Origin of the sequence: Leeuwenhoekiella sp. CH_XMU1409-2, from assembly GCF_037029365.1 — a bacterium.
In the GTDB taxonomy this organism is placed as follows: Bacteria; Bacteroidota; Bacteroidia; order Flavobacteriales; family Flavobacteriaceae; genus Leeuwenhoekiella; species Leeuwenhoekiella blandensis.
Genome location: NZ_JAYMEI010000014.1, coordinates 55,014 through 74,006, shown reverse-complemented (window position 1 = coordinate 74,006; position 18,993 = coordinate 55,014). Strand labels below are relative to the sequence as shown.

General features: G+C 38.7%; 18 protein-coding genes. 10 read left to right on the top strand and 8 right to left on the bottom strand.

All coding sequences use genetic code 11. The features are described 5' to 3' along the window. Window positions 1-2: 2 nt before the first annotated feature. On the bottom strand, window positions 3-731 hold the full coding sequence (gene ubiE / locus WA338_RS14570) for a bifunctional demethylmenaquinone methyltransferase/2-methoxy-6-polyprenyl-1,4-benzoquinol methylase UbiE (RefSeq protein ID WP_336093865.1): 729 nt from the start codon (window positions 729-731) through the stop codon (window positions 3-5). A 214-nt stretch (window positions 732-945) separates the two neighbouring features. Between ubiE and trkA the strand changes: the two genes are divergently transcribed. From trkA to WA338_RS14550, 4 genes are all read left to right on the top strand, one after another. Continuing rightward, window positions 946-2,295, top strand: coding sequence for a Trk system potassium transporter TrkA (trkA, locus tag WA338_RS14565; protein WP_009779353.1), 1,350 nt, complete (start codon window positions 946-948; stop codon window positions 2,293-2,295). A 6-nt stretch (window positions 2,296-2,301) separates the two neighbouring features. After that, window positions 2,302-3,810 carry a TrkH family potassium uptake protein gene (locus WA338_RS14560; protein WP_336093863.1) on the top strand — a complete coding sequence of 503 codons (1,509 nt, stop codon included), beginning with the start codon at window positions 2,302-2,304 and terminating at the stop codon, window positions 3,808-3,810. A gap of 97 nt (window positions 3,811-3,907) precedes the next feature. Beyond that, a complete protein-coding gene (locus WA338_RS14555) occupies window positions 3,908-4,885 on the top strand; it encodes a YpdA family putative bacillithiol disulfide reductase (RefSeq protein WP_336093861.1) in 978 nt (325 codons plus the stop codon). Window positions 4,886-4,973: 88 nt separating this feature from the next. Then, window positions 4,974-5,534, top strand: coding sequence for a fasciclin domain-containing protein (locus tag WA338_RS14550; RefSeq protein ID WP_336093860.1), 561 nt, complete (start codon window positions 4,974-4,976; stop codon window positions 5,532-5,534). 72 nt (window positions 5,535-5,606) lie between these two features. On the opposite strand, the gene WA338_RS14545 is transcribed toward WA338_RS14550, so the two are convergent. After that, window positions 5,607-6,803 carry a pyridoxal phosphate-dependent aminotransferase gene (locus WA338_RS14545; RefSeq protein WP_009779357.1) on the bottom strand — a complete coding sequence of 399 codons (1,197 nt, stop codon included), beginning with the start codon at window positions 6,801-6,803 and terminating at the stop codon, window positions 5,607-5,609. A gap of 17 nt (window positions 6,804-6,820) precedes the next feature. Next, entirely contained in the window at window positions 6,821-7,927 is a 1,107-nt protein-coding gene (locus tag WA338_RS14540) for a fatty acid desaturase family protein (RefSeq protein WP_009779358.1), read from the bottom strand. Between the two features lie 143 nt (window positions 7,928-8,070). Between WA338_RS14540 and rsmG the strand changes: the two genes are divergently transcribed. After that, window positions 8,071-8,700 (top strand): 16S rRNA (guanine(527)-N(7))-methyltransferase RsmG, encoded by a 630-nt coding sequence (gene rsmG / locus WA338_RS14535; protein ID WP_272984720.1) that lies wholly within the window; start codon window positions 8,071-8,073, stop codon window positions 8,698-8,700. 99 nt (window positions 8,701-8,799) lie between these two features. Here the strand turns inward: rsmG and WA338_RS14530 are convergent, their stop codons facing one another. The 5 genes from WA338_RS14530 to WA338_RS14510 form a co-directional block, all read right to left on the bottom strand. Further along, on the bottom strand, window positions 8,800-9,081 hold the full coding sequence (locus WA338_RS14530; RefSeq protein WP_009779360.1) for a hypothetical protein: 282 nt from the start codon (window positions 9,079-9,081) through the stop codon (window positions 8,800-8,802). A gap of 156 nt (window positions 9,082-9,237) precedes the next feature. Next, window positions 9,238-10,863, bottom strand: a complete 1,626-nt coding sequence (gene pruA, locus WA338_RS14525) for an L-glutamate gamma-semialdehyde dehydrogenase (RefSeq protein WP_009779361.1) — start codon at window positions 10,861-10,863, stop codon at window positions 9,238-9,240. A 230-nt stretch (window positions 10,864-11,093) separates the two neighbouring features. Next, a complete protein-coding gene (gene apaG / locus WA338_RS14520) occupies window positions 11,094-11,480 on the bottom strand; it encodes a Co2+/Mg2+ efflux protein ApaG (protein WP_009779362.1) in 387 nt (128 codons plus the stop codon). Window positions 11,481-11,483: 3 nt separating this feature from the next. Beyond that, entirely contained in the window at window positions 11,484-12,722 is a 1,239-nt protein-coding gene (locus WA338_RS14515) for a DUF3667 domain-containing protein (protein ID WP_195891554.1), read from the bottom strand. Between the two features lie 30 nt (window positions 12,723-12,752). After that, entirely contained in the window at window positions 12,753-14,012 is a 1,260-nt protein-coding gene (locus WA338_RS14510) for a type IX secretion system plug protein (RefSeq protein ID WP_272984719.1), read from the bottom strand. 243 nt (window positions 14,013-14,255) lie between these two features. On the opposite strand from WA338_RS14510, the gene WA338_RS14505 reads away from it, so the two are divergent. The 5 genes from WA338_RS14505 to nqrE are packed head-to-tail and all read left to right on the top strand — an operon-like array spanning window position 14,256 to window position 18,993. Continuing rightward, window positions 14,256-15,608 carry a Na(+)-translocating NADH-quinone reductase subunit A gene (locus WA338_RS14505; protein WP_009779365.1) on the top strand — a complete coding sequence of 451 codons (1,353 nt, stop codon included), beginning with the start codon at window positions 14,256-14,258 and terminating at the stop codon, window positions 15,606-15,608. Between the two features lie 5 nt (window positions 15,609-15,613). Continuing rightward, entirely contained in the window at window positions 15,614-16,825 is a 1,212-nt protein-coding gene (locus tag WA338_RS14500) for an NADH:ubiquinone reductase (Na(+)-transporting) subunit B (RefSeq protein ID WP_009779366.1), read from the top strand. Between the two features lie 2 nt (window positions 16,826-16,827). Then, entirely contained in the window at window positions 16,828-17,562 is a 735-nt protein-coding gene (locus WA338_RS14495; RefSeq protein WP_009779367.1) for a Na(+)-translocating NADH-quinone reductase subunit C, read from the top strand. Window positions 17,563-17,564: 2 nt separating this feature from the next. Beyond that, on the top strand, window positions 17,565-18,212 hold the full coding sequence (locus WA338_RS14490) for an NADH:ubiquinone reductase (Na(+)-transporting) subunit D (protein WP_009779368.1): 648 nt from the start codon (window positions 17,565-17,567) through the stop codon (window positions 18,210-18,212). 49 nt (window positions 18,213-18,261) lie between these two features. Then, the gene (nqrE, locus tag WA338_RS14485) at window positions 18,262-18,993 is read left to right on the top strand and encodes an NADH:ubiquinone reductase (Na(+)-transporting) subunit E (protein WP_009779369.1); all 732 of its coding nucleotides are present in this window, start codon (window positions 18,262-18,264) and stop codon (window positions 18,991-18,993) included.

Genomic DNA, 18,993 nt, shown 5'->3' with positions numbered 1-18,993 from the left:
AATTACTTTGATGCCAAATAAATTGTGGCCACGCCCATTGTTTGTGGGTTGGCTTCAACATGAGTAAACCCTGTTTTTCTCAAAATATTGTTGAGCTTTTCACCATAGGGAAAAACAGAAGCGCTTTCACTTAAATACGCATAAGCATCGCGATCTTTTGAAAATACCCGACCAATCAATGGGAGTAAGGTTTTGGTGTACAATCCGTAGCCTTGTTTAAACGGGAACTTAGTAGGTACCGAAGTTTCCAGGATTACAAAAATTCCGCCGGGTTTAAGAACGCGTAGGATTTCAGCCAGACCTTTCTCTAAGGTTTCAAAATTACGAATTCCAAAGGCAACGGTGATGGCGTCAAAATAATCATCTTCAAACGGAAGGTTTTCAGAATCTCCTTGAACCATTTTGATACGATCATCTAGATTTTTTGCAGCAACTTTTTCTTTTCCTACGTTAAGCATTCCTGCAGAAATGTCAAGACCTATAATTTCTTCGGCCTCGGTTTTAGCGAGATTGATAGCAAGATCACCGGTTCCTGTTGCGACGTCCAGAATACGCTTAGGTTGTGTGGCAGCTACTTTGTTTACCACTTTCTTACGCCATTTTACATCAATTCCAAAAGAAATCACACGGTTGAGTCCGTCGTATTCTTTAGAAATAGTATCAAACATGCGCTCTACTTGTTCGCGCTTTGACTGGTCTGAATCTTTATACGGATTAACGTTGCCGCTCATATTTTAATTTTAGTGGCAAATATAGTATTTGTTAGTCGATGAGGCCTGCTCTTTTAGAAGGCTGTTATAATTAAAGTTATCTCTATTAATTCTCCTATCTTTGCAAGGTTTTGCTCACAAAGTGAGCGCCGCAGGAACTCGAAGATTCGTGTTGCGGCCTACAAACCAAATGCCTTGCGGACTTGCCCCAAGGTAGTTTACTTTAAAATTGACTATGAAGATTGTAATTGCAGGTGCCGGGGAGGTAGGCTTTCATTTAGCCAAACTTCTCTCTTTTGAATCACAAGATATCACACTTATAGATGTTGATAAAGATAGTATTGCGTACGCCGATACACATCTTGATATACGAACCATACGTGGAGATTCAACCTCGATTGCAGTTTTAAAAGAAGCGCGTATAGATACGACAGATCTTATAATTGCAGTTACCTCTAGTGAAACCACCAACATTACAGTGTGTGTGCTTGCAAAACAGATGGGAGCAAATCGCACCATCGCACGTATTTCAAATACAGAGTTTATAGAGAATCAGGAGGTAGCCGGTTTTAAGAAATTTGGTATCGATGAATTGATCTCGCCAGAAAGTCTTGCAGCTTCAGAGATAGAATTGCTGCTCAATCAGTCGGCATTTAACGACAGTTACGAGTTTGAGAACGGAGCGCTTACAATGGTAGGAACTTCCTTGAGCAGAACCGCTTCTTTTGTGGGTAAAAGTGTAAAAGAGGCAGCGCGCATTTTTCCTACGTTGCATTTTATGCCTATTGCAATTCAGCGTGAAGGCACGCAGTATACGTTAATTCCGCGAGGTGATACCATTTTTAAAGAAGGGGATCAGGTGTATTTTATGACGGTAAAAGAAGGTGTAGATGAGCTCTATAAGCTTACCGGTAAGATGAAGCAGGAGATTAAAAATGTAATGATCTTAGGTGGAAGTAAAATAGGATACAAGACTGCCCGTGATCTTTGCTCGCATAATTTTAAGGTCAAGCTCGTAGAGAAGGATAATGATAAAGCCTATGATCTTGCCGAAAATTTACCTAAAACTTTAGTGATCAATGGGGACGGAAGAAACGTAGAGCTTCTTGAGGAAGAAAATATCTACGATATGGACGCTTTTATCGCCGTAACCGGAAACAGTGAAACCAACATTATGTCGTGTTTGGTAGCGAAGTCTAAAAGCGTTAAAAAAACCATCGCCTTAGTCGAAAATATGGATTATTTTCAGCTTTCTCACAGTATTGGTATCGATACGTTGATCAATAAAAAGTTACTTGCAGCCAATAATATTTTTAGATACATAAGAAAAGGCGATGTGGTCGCAATGACCAAACTCAATAATATGAATGCTGAACTTTTAGAATTTAGCGCTAAGCCTAATTCTAAAGTTATAGGTAAACGCATTAAAGATTTAGATTTTCCTAGATCGGCGACTATTGGAGGTATTGTTAGAGACGGAAAGGGTATTATTGCACTTGGAGAAAATCGCATCGAAGTAGGCGATCGTATTGTGGTGTGTTGCCTGTTACGATCGATCAACAAAGTAGAACGCATGTTTATCTAAGACTCTATGCCTAACAGACCCAGACTCAATCTAAAGATCATTTTTCATTTAATGGGCGTATTGCTTCTGTTTAACGGGGGTTTTATGTTTATTTCTGCAATTGTAGGCTATTTCTATGATGAGGTTTCGGTGGCTTTGGGGATTATTTCTGCTGGTTTGTTAACGATTTTTCTCGGGATGGTTTTTATGTTCTTTACCCGAGATCACAAAAAGGAAATTCAAAAACGGGAAGGGTATATCGTTGTTACCTTTGGATGGATTTTCATGTCATTGAGCGGTTGTTTGCCTTATTTGTTTACAGGCGCGATTCCTTCATTTACCAATGCTTTTTTTGAAACCATAAGTGGGTATACCACAACGGGTGCGTCGATTTTAAATGATATTGAAGCAATACCTGACGGAGTTTTGTTCTGGCGTAGTACTACGCATTGGATAGGAGGGATGGGGATTATTGTTTTGGCAATTGCCATTTTGCCTTTACTGGGAATAGGTGGTATGCAACTTTTTGCTGCCGAAGCACCCGGCCCAAATGCCGATAAATTGCACCCGAGAATTACCGATACCGCAAAGCGTTTATGGCTCATTTATTTTGGCTATACGGTAGCTGAAACCATACTTCTAAAAATCGCAGGAATGTCATTTTTAGATGCGATAAATCACGCGATGAGTACGCTTTCTACTGGTGGTTTTAGTACAAAAAACGCGAGTGTTGCCTATTGGAATGATAATCCGGCGGTTCAATATATTATCATTCTGTTTATGTTTTTGGCGGGAACCAACTTTATTCTGAGTTATTTCGCCTTCAAAGGAAAGCTGCGCAATGTCTGGAAGGATGAAGAGTTTAAATTATATTCAGCCTTTACTGTGGGGTTCACAGTGCTTGTCGTATTTATAATCATATTACGTGCTGATGTATCAATTTCTTCAATAGATCATCCAATGGTGTTTGGAGAGTATGAGAGCGCGATACGCCACGGATTGTTTCAAGTGATCTCTGTAATTACCACCACCGGTTTTGTTTCAGCAGATTTTACGATGTGGGCACCGTTTGCGACAATTATTTTCTTTGGTTTGATGTTTTTAGGGGGCTCAGCAGGTTCTACTTCAGGTGGAATTAAAGTAGTGCGCCATCTTATGATCATCAGAAATGGGGTACTCGAGTTTAAACGTACACTGCATCCAAATGCCATTTTGCCGGTACGTCACAACGGTAAAGCGGTTAAAAAAGAGATCGTATTTAATATTCTGGCCTTCTTTATTCTTTACCTTTTGGCTTGGATCATTGGTGCCTGTGGTTTGGCTTCGATGGGACTCGATTTTCCTACAGCTTTGGGAGGTGCAGCTTCATCATTGGGTAATGTGGGGCCTGCTTTTGGGATTTTAAGTCCTGTAAATAATTTTGATGCCCTGCCGATTTTAGGAAAGTGGTGGTGTGCATTTTTAATGTTGATCGGCCGACTTGAACTCTTCACTGTTTTGATTCTGTTAACGCCGTTCTTTTGGCGTAATCGCTAGTAAGGGTTAACTTTGTTAAGCTTTAAATTTAGTTGAAGTTAGAAGTTATGTTGCTTTTATTTTTCGACTAATCCCAACCAACCCAAAAATAATTGTTTTGAAAAATTACGATCTTATCATAATAGGTGGCGGCCCCATAGGTCTTGCTTGCGGAATCGCAGCCACAAAAGCAAAACTCAATTATATTATTTTAGAAAAAGGCGTTCTGGTTAATTCGTTGTATAATTTTCCTGAACAAATGACTTTTTTCTCTACTTCAAATCTGCTCGAAATAGGTGATGTGCCTTTTGTGGCGCATAATGATAAGCCTACGCGTAAAGAGGCTTTAGAATATTATCGTCGTGTTTATGACAGCTGGAAATTGAATGTACAGCTTTATACGCCCGTAGAGGCAATGACGAAAACCAGCGATGGATATGTGCTCAAAACCCCTAAGGAAGAATTTAAAACTTCGGCAGTAATTGTTTCTACAGGGTTTTACGATACCGCAAGAATGCTGAATGTTCCCGGAGAGGATTTACCTAAGGTGAAGCATTTCTATGACAGTCCGCATCCTTACGTAAATCAAAAGATCTTAGTGGTGGGCGCTGCAAACTCTGCCTGTGATGTGGCTCTAGAAACTTATTATAAAGGAGCAGAGGTTACGATGGCCATTCGCAGTAATGAGATTTATCCTAAAACCAAATATTGGATCAAACCCAACATCGAAAACCGAATTAAAGAAGGTTCGATCAAAGCGTATTTTGAAACTACAGTAAAAGAGATCAAACCGCATAGCGTGGTCCTAAATACTCCCGAAGGAGAGGTGGAACTGGAGAATGATTTCGTTTTAGCGATGATAGGTTATACGCCAGATTTCAGTTTGTTTGAGCGTCTTGGGATTCCGGTAGATGAGGAAAATCACAAGCGACCTATACACGACGAAGAGACTTTAGAAACTCCGCTTGCTAATGTATATGTCGCAGGCGTAATTAATAGCGGTCTTAAAACGAGTAAACTCTTTATAGAAAATACACGTGTACACGCTGATATGATTATGGAGGATCTGAAGACCAAATTAGCCATCCCTTCTTAATAGTTAATACTTTCTTAAAGCCTGAAAATTGAAAAACCGCAGGTGAGTTTCTCCACGTAAGTGTATTGTAACTAAAAAACTTTACACTATGAAAATGAGAAATTTATTACCAGTTTTAGCTTTAGGTCTTTTTATGATCGCAGGTACCGCAACTTTTGCACAGGAAACAAAAATGGTGGGTGGTGCTGCAATGTATCCTTCAAAAAATATTGTTGAGAATGCCGTAAACTCAAAAGATCATACGACTTTAGTAGCTGCGGTAAAAGCTGCGGCTCTTGTAGAAACCTTGCAAAGTGAAGGGCCTTTTACAGTATTGGCGCCTACAAATGCTGCATTTGAAAAGCTTCCTGATGGGACGGTGGCATCTCTTTTAAAACCTGAAAATAAAAAGGCTTTACAAGGTGTTTTGACGTATCATGTAATCGCGGGCAAAAATTCTGCAGCAGATATTATTCAAGATATAAAAGATGGTGGTGGAACCGCAGAGTGGACTACCGTTAACGGGCAAATGTTATGGGGAATGCTTGATGGAGATATGGTTAAAATTAAAGATCAAGCAGGAAATATAGCAACGGTTACGATTGCAGATGTATATCAATCAAATGGAGTGATTCACGTAATAGATACAGTGTTGTTACCTAAAATGTAATAGAGATAATTTTAAAAGTAAAAAGCGACCCAATGGGGTCGCTTTTTTTGTGTTATAAAGCTGAATTTTTTTTTAGGAAACTGCTTTTTTAATTCGGGCTAAAGCTTCTTTAATTTGGTCTTGACTTGCTGCATAAGAAATACGGATGCAGTTAGGATTACCAAAAGCTTCACCGGTAACTGTAGCTACATTGGCTTGCTCTAAGATATACAATGCAAAATCAGAAGCATTGTTAATCGTTGTTCCGTTGAGTGTTTTTCCGAAATAATGCGAGATATTAGGGAAAACATAGAATGCGCCTTCAGGTTCATTACATTCAAAACCTTCAATATCGTTGAGTAGACCTAGAATTAATTTTCTACGCTCTTTAAACTCATCAACCATATATTGAATTTTGCTCACAGGAGCTTCTAGGGCTGTGATTACCGCGCGCTGAGCAATACAGTTTGCACCGCTGGTTACCTGTCCTTGAATTTTGTTACACGCACGCGCGATGTATGCCGGAGCGCCTATGTAACCTATTCGCCATCCTGTCATTGCAAAAGCTTTTGCAACACCATTTACCGTTACCACTCGGTCGTACATATCTTCAAACTGCGCCATACTTGCGTGACCTCCTACATAATTAATATGCTCATAGATCTCATCACTTACTACTACAATTTGAGGATGCTTTTGAAGCACATCAGCAAGGGCTCTTAATTCAGCTTCGCTATAAATAGATCCACTCGGATTACACGGCGAACTGTACCAAAGCATTTTGGTCTTTGGTGTGATTGCTGCCTCTAGCTGTTCTGGAGTCATTTTAAAATCGGTATCCAAAGAAGTTTCAACTTCTACGGGTACACCTTCAGCAAGTTTTACTATGTCTGAATAGCTTACCCAATACGGGCAAGGTAGCAGCACCTCGTCTCCCGGGTTCAAGCATACTTGAGCAACATTGTAAAGTGATTGCTTAGCTCCTGTTGAAACTACAATTTGAGAGCGATCATAAGTAAGATTGTTATCGCGCTTAAATTTTGTAATGATGGCATCTTTCAGCTCAACATAACCGTCAACCGGTGTGTATGAATTGTAGTTGTCGTTTACAGCTTGTATCGCTGCATCTTTAATAAAATCTGGTGTGTTAAAATCTGGTTCACCAAGGCTCAAGCCAATGATGTCCTTTCCTTCAGCACGTAACTCACGCGCTTTTGCAGCCATAGCAAGTGTAGCCGAAGCAGCCAGATTATTAATTCTATCAGATAGTTGGTTGGTAAGTGTATCCATTTAAAAAATGTAAATAATTAAGCAGGTTGAAGAGCGGGTTGCATCCCCATCTCTTTTAAATATTTAAAATGAGCAATGATCGCTTTACGCGTCGTTTTATACTCATTATAGGGTAGGTTAAACTCCTGAGCCGTTTCTTTAACGATTTTTGAAATCTTAGTGTAGTGAATGTGGCTGATATGCGGGAAAATATGGTGCTCAACCTGATGATTGAGTCCGCCGGTAAACCAGTTCACAACTTTATTTTTTGTAGAAAAATTCACTGTGGTAAATAACTGATGTATTGCCCACGTGTTTTTCATCGTTCCGGTTTGATCAGGAAGCGGCATATCTGCTTCGTCAATCACGTGTGCCAATTGAAATACCACACTTAGAATTACTCCGGCAGTATAATGCATCACAAAAAAGCCTAATAAAACCTTCCACCAGGCAATATCTAAAACAAGTAATGGTAGAATGATCCAGATGCTTAAATAGATGAGTTTTGTGATCACGAGTTTAGTCCATTCCAATTTTGGATTTGGGAATTCTCCATAGGATAATTTACGTTTCAGATAACGCTTCATTTGAAGGAAATCTGTGGTCAGCGCCCAGTTAAAAGTTAATAGACCATATAAGAAGATTGAGTAAAAATGTTGAAAACGGTGATGCTTATACCATTTTGCGTGTTTTGAAAATCTTAGAATACGACCCGCCTCAAGATCTTCATCGTGACCGTGAATATTGGTGTAGGTATGGTGAAGCACATTGTGTTGTACTTGCCAGTTATAAACGTTCCCGGCAAGAATGTAGATGCTACTTCCCATAATTTTATTTACCCATTTTTTCTTTGAGAATGAGCCATGGTTACCATCGTGCATTACATTCATACCTACGCCGGCCATACCAACACCCATTACGATCGTAAGAAGCAATTGTGCCCAGCCCGGTAAGTCGATGCTCAGTAATAAGAAGTAAGGCGTCAGAAATAGCGAAAACATAATAATTGTTTTCAAGTACAATTTCCAGTTTCCTGTTCGTTCTACGTTGTTCTCTTTAAAGTACGTGTTTACACGCTTGTTGAGGGTTCGGAAGAATTTTGCCGAATCTACTCTCGAAAATTTTATTGTCTTTGTATTCTCCATAATTTAAAGCTTAGCGTAAAAAAGCATTTTTTTTTAAGTCTTTTTTAACGCGACCTCAAAAATAAGATTTATATCGTTTTAAGGTCTGAAAATCCTTTAATTTAACGCCCGAAATCCTAATTTTGTTGCCATAAAAGTCGAATATGGAGCTTATCAAGCATTATTTCTCAGATCTTAGTGATACTCAGTTAAATCAGTTTGAAAAACTGAACGATTTGTATCAAGATTGGAATCTAAAGATCAACGTAGTTTCTCGTAAAGACATTGATGAGATCTATTTGCGTCATGTTTTGCATTCTTTGGGAATAGCGAAAGTGCAAAAATTCAATCCCGGAGCTTCTATTCTTGATGTTGGAACGGGAGGTGGTTTTCCTGGAATTCCATTGGCGATATTATTTCCTGAAACGCAATTTCATCTGGTAGATAGTATCGGTAAAAAGATCAAAGTTGTTGAAGAAGTTTCAGCGGGCTTAGGGTTGAGCAATGTGAAGATCACAAACGATCGCGTTGAGAATATTGATGGGCAATATGATTTTATTGTAAGCAGGGCTGTGGCTCAGATGGAAACTTTTGTGCGATGGATCAAAGGCAGAATTGCAAAGAAAAGTGAACACGAACTCAAAAACGGAATTCTATATCTGAAAGGTGGGGATTTAACTGAAGAATTGAAGCTTTATACTTCGGCAACCATTTATGATCTAAACGACTACTTTGAAGAAGAATTTTTTGAAACCAAAAAGGTGGTGCATTTACCGTTGAAGTATAAGGGCTAGACTAAACATAAATAAAAAATGCGACTCAAATGGAGTCGCATTTTTTATTGGTACCACCACGGGTTTAAAACCCCGAGGCTTGCCTTTAGGCGGTTAATCTTAAGTTCGTAGCATATTGAGGTACGTGCGGTTGCATCGAGTACCAAATTTTCTTAGAAATTCCTGCGCGCGTTCTATAAGCGTGGCGCGTTGTTCTTGATCGATCTCAAGTAATGTATCTTCCAATTCTTTTAATTTATCGTCGATACTTTCAGGATCGCGCACGAGATATAATTTCTCTTTTTTTCGCGTAATTCTTCTTTTACTTTTCTTTTTTGACACATCGATTACCGAATATTTTACTTTCAGTACATACATCTTGCTATCCTCCGTCGTTGTCATGGTTCTTCCTTTTTGATTCTATACAAAGTTAAAAAAACAAATTCAATTAACCTTAAGGTTAACTTTAGGTAACGTTTAGTTAACATTGGGGTTTGATCAAAAATAAAGCTATCGCGTTGAATACGATAGCTTTATTGAGTTATCTCCTGAGGTCGTTTATTCTCCTAAGAATGGATATCTGTAGTCTTCTGGAGTTACAAATGTTTCCTTGATCAAGCGAGGAGAAGCCCAACGCAATAGGTTAAGCACACTTCCTGCTTTATCGTTTGTACCAGATGCACGAGCACCACCAAAGGGTTGTTGACCAACAACAGCTCCTGTAGGTTTATCATTGATGTAGAAGTTACCCGCTGCATTTTGTAACGCATCTGTAGCTTCGGTGATCGCATATCTATCGGCTGCTAGAACGGCACCAGTTAAGGCATATTCGCAATCGTCTACAAGTTCTAAAGTCTTTGACCAATCTGCATCTTCATATACATAGATCGTTACCACAGGTCCAAAAAGTTCTGTAGTCATCGTGGTATATTTAGGATCGGTAGTTACGATAACTGTAGGTTCTACAAAATACCCTTTTGACTTATCGTAATTTCCACCGGCAATAATTTCTGCTTCGCTATCTTCTTTAGCTTGGTCAATGTATTTGGCCAGTTTGTCAAAAGAGCCTTCGTGAATAACAGCAGTTATGAAGTTGCTCATATCTTCCGGAGAACCCATTTTGAAAGATTTGATGTCTTTTAATAAAGCATCTTTTACTTCAGACCAGATCGACTTGGCAACATAAACGCGGCTTGCAGCACTACATTTTTGCCCTTGAAATTCAAACGCTCCTCTTGAAATAGCTGTAGCCACTTGTTGAGGTTTTGCAGTTGGATGCGCAAGGATGAAGTCTTTACCACCAGTCTCACCTACAATACGAGGATACGTTTTATAGTTGTGAATGTTTGCACCTATTTTGGCCCAGATATTTTTGAATACGTGTGTTGAACCTGTGAAGTGAATCCCGGCGAAGTCAGGGCTCGCTAAAACCGTGTCGGTGATCATTTCAGGATCTCCCATCACCATATTGATCACACCTGCAGGAACACCTGCTTCTTCAAAAACTTCCATAATTACCTGAGCAGAATACACCTGACTGTCACTTGGTTTCCAAACAACGGTGTTACCCATAAGTGCCGGAGCTGCCGGTAAATTTCCTGCGATCGCAGTAAAATTAAATGGAGTGATAGCGTAAACGAAACCTTCGAGTGGGCGATGTTCTACACGGTTCCAGGCAGCTGCTGAAGATTCTGGTTGCTCAGAATAAATTTCACTCATATACTGTACGTTAAAACGTAAAAAGTCTATAAGCTCACAAGCCGAGTCAATTTCAGCTTGAAAAATATTCTTAGACTGCGCCAGCATAGTAGCTGCATTAATCTTGTAGCGGTAAGGCCCTTGTATAAGTTCTGCAGCCTTCAAAAATATTGCAGCGCGCTGTTCCCAAGGCATTTTTGCCCATTTTTTGCGAGCTTCTAATGCGCTTGCAATAGCATCTTCAATATGTGATTTTTCAGCAAGGCTGTAGTTTCCTAAAATGTGTTGGTGATCGTGAGGCGGAGCCATTGTAGCGGTATTGGCCGTTTCAATTTTCTCTCCATTTATATAAAGTGGCACATCAATAGTGCTGTTGTATAAATCTTTATAAGCGGTTAATACTTCATCTCGTTCTGGAGTTCCTGGCGCGTAGCTTTTTACAGGCTCGTTAATCGCAACAGGTACTTCAAAAAATCCTTTTGACATATAATTATTTTTTTGATTTTTTATTAATTGTTCTCTTGAACATTGAATCCGCTAAAGTTACAAAATATAAAAGGCAATACCTTAGCGGAATACTACAGTATTTTTTGGTATCGCCAATGGATTTTAGATCCTTTGGTTTGGCTTGAAATAGAAAATTTGTTTTGAACGAATGGCCAAGAACTTTACTCGAAGTGGCTTGTGAATTTGTAGAAAGAATTTGTCGAATCCTGCTAGTTAAGCAAATGTGTTGCACTTAATTTGAAGGTAGGGATGTATACTTGAAATTGAGAGGAATTGGTAAAATTGATCATGGTGTAGTAACCGTTCATCGCGCCAAAAGGTGAGCGTAGCAAACAACCTGAAGAGTAGGTGTGTGTTTGTCCAGGGTTGAGTACCGGCTTTTTTCCGATCACACCTTCACCTATAACTTTCTCTTGTGCATTTAAGGCGTCGTAAATATCCCAAGAGCGACTTAGGAGTTGTACTGTGTCTGTGCTGTTGTTTGTGATGCTTACTTTATAACCAAAAGCGTAGAAGAGCAGTCCCTCTTTTGAGAAAGAGCCTTCAAAATAAGTGTCTACAGAGACGCGAATGCCTTTGGTTACTTGTTCGACCATAATTTAATATAATGCAGCAGTGAGTATAAAAAATACACTACCCACAACTAAACCTAGCAATAAAAATACGCTATTTAAAATGAAAAACTTAAAAATTGTACGTAAACGACTTTCTTTGTAGAAATTGCGTAGAGCTTTATAAAAGTAAAACGGAGCGATTACCAGGATGAAAATTCCGGAAAGAACTTCGGAGCCTATTAGGAATTCAGGTATTAATAAAATGAGTAATACTAAAAAGAGGAATGTGAAAATGTGAAAGATGAAGATCACATGTTCCATATAGTTGTATTTGCGTTTTACCACAAAGAACTTCCTGAAGCAGGCTATTAGGTTCAAGCAAAAAGGACCTAGGTACGGGATTTTGTACAACCGACTAAATACCTTGTGATTGGTGTTTTTCAATTCTTCTTTAATGTATTTAAAAGAGTATCTTTTAAAATAAAGCAAGAGAAAAAAGCAAGCGAAAATCGGTGCGAGGAAGAATAAGAACACCGGAATTTTTTCAGCCAAATACTGACCAAATTCTACAGGATTTTCTTGTATGCGTTCAAAGCCATTTTCTCGCTCATACAGCCAAATATTAAATCTGCTTTTGGAATACTCTAGGCTATCAAGTGCTTGATAAGGATTTTTGATTTGAGTTTGTAATGAAAAACCTTGAAACATTTTAAACTTAAAAAAGCTGCGTTCAAAGAAATTTGTCGTGTCTAAGCTTTGTTCACGAGCATATACAAAAGGAAGACGCTCTAAGCTGTCTTGGTTTTTGGTTTTTAATGCAAGGTCTTTGTAATAGGCAATCGAATCTAATGCGATTTCCGGCTTGTCTTTATCCTTTTGAAAATTGAATAAATTCTGAAGCGAAGAATTGTTTTCAGATTCAACTTCATTGATTTGCATAAAATCGATAAAACCACTGATCAAAAAATAAATAATACTTACGCTTAGAAAAAACCTAAAGGGGTTTGCGTAACGCATGCGCTTACCGGAGGTGAAATTGCGAGTGATCACGCCGGGTTTAAAAAGTAGATCTTTAACCGTATATCTAAAACGAGAATCATAATTCACAATACTTATGATGAACTCATTTACATAATCACCTAAGGATAACCTTTTTGTAGAATTGAGTTGCCCGCAGTAGGAACAGTATCTGTCGCTTAATTCTAGAGGATGCCCGCAATTGAGGCATTCATTACTGCGATAACTGAGTGATTTTCTCGAAGATTGTTCTAGTTTGTCATTCACAATTTAAAGATAAAACGATTTTCTTAGAAATCAATCGCGACGCACATTAGAAATAGAAGTTGAAAGCGCATTTCCGCGACCTATGAGCTCATCAAAACGGCTGCCGGGAGCTCTATAGTATATAAGGACATCATAGATATTTTCAGTTTGCCAAAAATCTCCATCTACAGGATTAAAGGGAAGTAAGCTGCCATCTTTTACTACAACATAGCGATAATTGTAATAGCCTTGCTTTAAAAGTAAGGGCAATTCATAGCGCTTGCTTTCAGGGTTATACTGCATTTTGGTTGCGTCTTCGATCACATAATTGTTAAAATTTCCATAGACGTGAATTTCTTCATCTAATGCGCGCTGTGGATGATCTAGACTAAAATGAATCCAGGCATATTCTGCATTAACCTTGGGTTCATCGCCTTGAATGGTATTGATCTTGAAATTACCATTCAGGTCAGGGTTGTATGTGTAGACTGTATTGTCTCTCGTGATGTTTCCGAAGAGGTAATTGTGGTATAAATCTATAAGTTCGATATATTGAACTCTGTTGGTTGCGGCGCGAATGTCTTTGTTGTCAAAGTCAAAAAACTCGTTACCGGCAAAAAAAGACGTCTCTTCATCATAACGGTATTGCAGCATATTACCAATGCTAAATTGTGGTTTGATAGGACCGATGGCTCTTTTGAGGTCGTTATTCTGAATGATAAGCGGTTTGACCGTGTTTTCCGGGTTAATAAGAATGAGGTCGCCACCATCTACATTAAAGTTTACTACTTGTTTTTCTTCGATGTATTCAAGGTTTCGCGTGCGTAAAATTTCTACACCTACCGTTACCTGAGGATCATAAATCATAAACTTACGTGAGAAAATAAGTTCGTCCTCATTGTTAAAAACACTAAGCAGATAATTTCCAGATTTCAATAAAGCAGTAGTGTATTGGTTTGGGATTTGAAGTTCGTAATGGGTGTAAAGTTGAAGTGTGCTTACCGAATTTGTATAATTCATAATGCGCACGTCATCGACTCCTTTTAAATATTCGGTTTTAGCAAGTACCGAAGGTGTCCAGTCATAATTGTGGTGTGTAATGGTGTAATAATAGTCTGCTTCATCACCTATAATATCATCAAAACTTAAATTAAGCGGGTCACCAAGTCGCAATACCGGGAGCTGACTTTGAGACGTATTGCTATAAAATTGAACCGATTTTATGTAAGGTGGTGCAGCAACTTCAACAGCTACCTGACTAAAAGCGAAGTGTGAGAGCACCAAGAGTAAGAATGTCGAAAACGTTTTCATTTTGAAATTTCAGGTTTAAAGCGCCGTGAACGAAGCAAACAGCCCTTATTTGGAAACAGTCTGAATAAGGTCTAAAACTAGGTGTTATAAGCGGTTTGAGCGCCTTCAAATGTAACGAAAATAATGCCGCTTTATTTTTATATTATAGTTTGTGTTAGAAGCTTGTAAAATTTGTAAATTCGCACACCTCAATTCAAGCATATAAAGGGTTGAGAATAACAAGAACTTTAACATATACTTCCTATGTCAAAAGACATTAAGATCAAAAAGGGTCTTGATATTAAATTGGTGGGCGAGGCTGAAAAGTCGATCGCCGAGGCACCAAAATCAAGAACTTATGTGATCAAGCCTTCAGATTTTCATCTGGTAACACCTAAGATGTTATATAAAGAAGGAGCTAGCCTAAAAGCAGGAGAGCCACTTTTCTACGCTAAAAAAGATGAAAGTATCAAATTTGTTTCACCTGTAAGTGGAACACTTACTGAAATTAAACGAGGAGCAAAACGCGTTATTACACATTTAGTAATTGAAGCAGATGGTAAGGATACTACGGTAGAATTTCCTACGCTTGATGTAAATGCTGCAAATGCCGAGGCGATCAAGGCGCGTATGCTAGAATCTGGTCTTTGGCCATTTATCAAGCAGCGTCCTTATGATATTATTGCCAACACAGAGACGACTCCTGATGCTATTTTTATTTCAGGACACAACAGTGCTCCATTGGCGCCTGATTACAATTTTAGTCTGAAGGGTAAAGAAGCATATATACAGGCTGCAATTACCGCGTTGAGTAAATTGACTTCAGGTAAGATCTATTTAGGAGTAGGTAAAGCTTCAGATTCTGTTTTTGCTAACATAAGCGAAGTAGAGATGCATACGGTTTCAGGACCACACCCTTGTGGAAATGTAGGTACGCAAATCAATAAAATCGCTCCAATAAATAAAGGAGAAACCGTTTGGACCGTAGCGCCTGAGAATTTAGCGATCATCGGAGAGCTTTTCTTAACCGGGAAGTTTAACCCTGAGCGCGTGATTTCAGTTTCAGGATCTGGTATTAAAGCGCCTAAATATTATAAGACTAAGATAGGAGCTGAAGTTTCAACATTTGCATATTCAGCAGGTATTGAAGGTGATAACGTACGTATGATCTCAGGAAATGTGTTAACTGGAGATCAAGTAAATGCAGACGGGCATTTAGGGTACTACCACAATGAATTTGCTGCTATTCCTGAAGGAGATGATTACGAACTCTTTGGGTGGAATAAGCCGGTATTCAACAAGATTTCTTCATCAAGAGCTTTAACTTTCTCTTGGTTGTTCCCAAATAAGAAATACGATCTAGATACCAATACAAATGGTGAGCATCGTGCATTTGTAGTGACTGGTAATTATGAAGAGGTTTTTCCTTTGGATATTTACCCATTGCAATTATTAAAGGCTTGTATGGTACAAGATCTTGATGCGATGGAAGCTTTAGGGATGTATGAAGTAGCTCCTGAAGATTTCGCGCTTACCGAGTTTATTTGTGTGTCAAAACAACCACACCAAGCAATAATTCGTAAAGGACTTGATTTAATGTACGCTGAAATAGGATAAAAGCTATGGGATTAAAAGAAAAATTACACGGAATTAAAGAGGATTTCAAGGGCAAGAAAATGGCGCCTGCATTTAATGCATTGCACACCTTTCTTTATACGCCTAATGAAACCACGCATAACGGAGCTCATATTAGAGCCGTAGATGATTTAAAGCGTACCATGAACACGGTGATCATGGCGCTTATCCCTGTTTTAATATGGGGTATTTTTAATGCAGGTTACCAACATTATGCGGCAGTTGATGCAGCAAATGGAATTGTTAGAGAAGCAAGCCTTTTTGGTAACTTTTTTACTTGGGACAATTTTACGATGGGTGCAATTACGGTGCTTCCATTAGTGATTGTTTCTTATGGAGTTGGACTTTTAGTTGAATTCATTTTTGCTGTAATCAAAGGACACGAAGTAGAAGAAGGATATCTTGTAACAGGTATGCTTGTACCTTTAATTGTACCGGTAGATATCCCATTATGGATGCTTGCTGTTGCAATTGTTTTTGGTGTTGTAATTGGTAAGGAAGTTTTTGGAGGTACCGGGATGAATATTTTGAATCCTGCACTTACGATTAGAGCCTTTTTATTCTTTGCTTATCCTACTTGGATGAGTGGTGATAAAGTTTGGGTTCACGGAGCTAAAGAAGCAGTAGGTACTCCAGACGCGATTTCAGGAGAAACAATTTTAGGTTCTTATGCGCAGAATTCTTCTGTAGTATATGATTTTGCTGATAAGTTTTTTGGGTTTATTCCTGGTTCTGTAGGAGAGACTTCTACATTCTTGATTTTACTAGGAGGTTTGTTCTTAATGTTTACCAAGATCGCAAGCTGGAGAATTATTCTAAGTGCGATCGTTGGAGCTGCAGTAATGGGATTGATCTTTAACGGTGTTGCAGATGCTGGTTGGATAACAGAATCAAGTAAATTCTATGGATTGATGAGTACTCCATATTGGGAGCACCTGATCATAGGAGGAATTGCTTTTGGTATCGTGTATATGGCCACAGATCCTGTTTCTGGATCACAAACCAATACCGGTAAATATTGGTACGGTTTCTTAATCGGGTTCTTCTCGATCATGATTCGTGTATTTAACCCTGCATATCCAGAAGGTGTATTCTTAGCGATCTTATTAATGAACGTTTTTGCACCTACAATTGATCACTACGTGGTACAGGCAAACGTTAAAAAACGTATGAAACGTTTAAAACTTAAAACTGCTTAATAATGGCAAATACAGATAAAAACAGTTACACGATAATTTTTGCTATAGTGATGGTGCTTGTAGTGGGAGCATTATTAGCTTTTACCGCATCAAGCTTGAAGCCAACGATTACCGAGAATGAGCGCTTTGAAAAGCAACAGAACATCCTTTATGCTATGGGCGTAAATGAGAATGTTGAAGGCGCAGTGAATTTTATTCCGGCAAACGAGGTTGAGGCTGAGTTTTCAAAATATATCAAAGAACAATTGGTTATCCAGAACGGAGAAGTGAAAAAAGATAGTTCTGCATATTTGATTGACCTTAAAGGTGAATTAAGCAAAGATATGTCAGAGCGTAAGCTTCCATTGTTCGTAGGAGAAAAAGAAGGTAAAGATTATTACATTATACCGCTTTACGGTAAAGGACTTTGGGATGCGATCTGGGGCTTTGTGGCTCTTGATGCTGATTATGTTGTTCAAGGTGTATTCTTTGATCACAAAGGTGAGACTCCAGGACTTGGTGCAAACATCAAGGAGCGTTATTTTATGGATGACTTCACCGGTGAAGAAATTATGAACGGTACGCAGTACTCAGGGATCACTGTAGCAAAAGGAAATAACGACCCATTAAACGAACGTAAGGATGATGGAAAAGTTGATGCCATTGCTGGAGCAACCATTACCGGTAACGGTGTGACTGCTATGATCAATAGTACCGTTAAGCTTTATATACCTTACTTAAAAGATATTAAATTATAATTATGGCACTACTATCTAAAAAAGACAGAGGTCTCATTCTAGATCCTCTAGCAGATAACAACCCAATTACCATTCAGGTATTAGGTATTTGTTCGGCGCTTGCAATTACAGCTCAGTTAAAAGCTTCGATAGTGATGGCACTTTCGGTAGTGTTTGTACTTGCAGTAGGTAATGTCGTGATTTCTTTGATGCGTAATATCATTCCGTCAAAAATTAGAATTATCGTACAGCTGGTTGTTGTAGCAGCTTTGGTAATCATCGTTGACCAAGTGCTTAAGGCATTTGCTTACGAGTTGAGTAAAACGCTTTCGGTTTTCGTAGGTCTTATTATTACCAACTGTATCATTATGGGACGTTTTGAAGCCTTTGCATTAGGTAACGGTCCTTACAGATCGTTCTTAGACGGTATTGGTAATGCTGCCGGTTATGGGTTGATCTTGATTATCGTAGGTTTCTTTAGAGAACTATTAGGTTCGGGTACCTTATTAGGATTTAAAGTACTAGGAGATCCAATCGCAAAAACAGGACTTTATGCAATTGGGTACGAAAACAACGGTTTTATGTTGCTTTCGCCAATGGCACTTATAGTGGTGGGAATCATCATTTGGGTACAGCGTTCTAGAAACAAAGAGTTAATCGAAGAAAACTAAAGATTACGAATGGAGGTTTTCCTCTTTTCTAACTTCTTATTATAAAAAAATGGAACACGTAGAGTTATTTTTTAAATCAATTTTTATAGACAATATGGTATTTGCCACCTTCCTTGGGATGTGCTCTTACTTGGCAGTGTCTAAAAAAGTTTCTACCGCTGTGGGTCTGGGTGCTGCAGTAATCTTTGTACTTGCAGTAACAGTACCTATGAACTGGTTATTAGATCAGTATGTATTGCGTCCGGGAGCCTTAACGTGGTTAGGACCAGAATATGCAGATTATGATTTGAGCTTTTTATCTTTCATTCTCTTTATTGCGACCATTGCAACAATGGTACAGCTCGTAGAGATTGTAGTTGAAAAATTTGCACCATCATTATACAACTCCTTGGGTATTTTCTTACCGCTTATTGCTGTAAACTGTGCGATTTTAGGAGGATCATTATTTATGCAGTCTAGAGATATTCAAACTTTAGGTCTGGCATTCAATTATGGTCTTGCTTCAGGGATAGGTTGGTTTCTAGCGATTTTAGCAATTGCTGCTATCCGTGAGAAAATTAGATATTCTAATGTGCCTGCTCCTTTGAGAGGATTGGGAATTACCTTTATCATTACAGGTCTTATGGCTATTGGTTTTATGAGTTTTGGAGGAATGCTTACCGGAGGTGAGGAGAAAACCGAAACGACTGATGAGGTAGCAAAAGTAGAAGTTCAAAGTCAAGATACGACTGAAGAGGATGAATCTTTAGCTGAAGTATCTCAAGAAATAAACAACAAGTAA

Bases quoted from the DNA above. Each gene is read 5' to 3' on its own strand.
- ubiE (WP_336093865.1), bottom strand. From the start codon at position 731: ATGAGCGGCAACGTTAATCCGTATAAAGATTCAGACCAGTCAAAGCGC.
- trkA (WP_009779353.1), top strand. From the start codon at position 946: ATGAAGATTGTAATTGCAGGTGCCGGGGAGGTAGGCTTTCATTTAGCC.
- WA338_RS14560 (WP_336093863.1), top strand. From the start codon at position 2,302: ATGCCTAACAGACCCAGACTCAATCTAAAGATCATTTTTCATTTAATG.
- WA338_RS14550 (WP_336093860.1), top strand. From the start codon at position 4,974: ATGAAAATGAGAAATTTATTACCAGTTTTAGCTTTAGGTCTTTTTATG.
- WA338_RS14545 (WP_009779357.1), bottom strand. From the start codon at position 6,803: ATGGATACACTTACCAACCAACTATCTGATAGAATTAATAATCTGGCT.
- WA338_RS14540 (WP_009779358.1), bottom strand. From the start codon at position 7,927: ATGGAGAATACAAAGACAATAAAATTTTCGAGAGTAGATTCGGCAAAA.
- rsmG (WP_272984720.1), top strand. From the start codon at position 8,071: ATGGAGCTTATCAAGCATTATTTCTCAGATCTTAGTGATACTCAGTTA.
- WA338_RS14530 (WP_009779360.1), bottom strand. From the start codon at position 9,081: ATGACAACGACGGAGGATAGCAAGATGTATGTACTGAAAGTAAAATAT.
- pruA (WP_009779361.1), bottom strand. From the start codon at position 10,863: ATGTCAAAAGGATTTTTTGAAGTACCTGTTGCGATTAACGAGCCTGTA.
- apaG (WP_009779362.1), bottom strand. From the start codon at position 11,480: ATGGTCGAACAAGTAACCAAAGGCATTCGCGTCTCTGTAGACACTTAT.
- WA338_RS14510 (WP_272984719.1), bottom strand. From the start codon at position 14,012: ATGAAAACGTTTTCGACATTCTTACTCTTGGTGCTCTCACACTTCGCT.
- WA338_RS14505 (WP_009779365.1), top strand. From the start codon at position 14,256: ATGTCAAAAGACATTAAGATCAAAAAGGGTCTTGATATTAAATTGGTG.
- WA338_RS14500 (WP_009779366.1), top strand. From the start codon at position 15,614: ATGGGATTAAAAGAAAAATTACACGGAATTAAAGAGGATTTCAAGGGC.
- WA338_RS14495 (WP_009779367.1), top strand. From the start codon at position 16,828: ATGGCAAATACAGATAAAAACAGTTACACGATAATTTTTGCTATAGTG.
- WA338_RS14490 (WP_009779368.1), top strand. From the start codon at position 17,565: ATGGCACTACTATCTAAAAAAGACAGAGGTCTCATTCTAGATCCTCTA.
- nqrE (WP_009779369.1), top strand. From the start codon at position 18,262: ATGGAACACGTAGAGTTATTTTTTAAATCAATTTTTATAGACAATATG.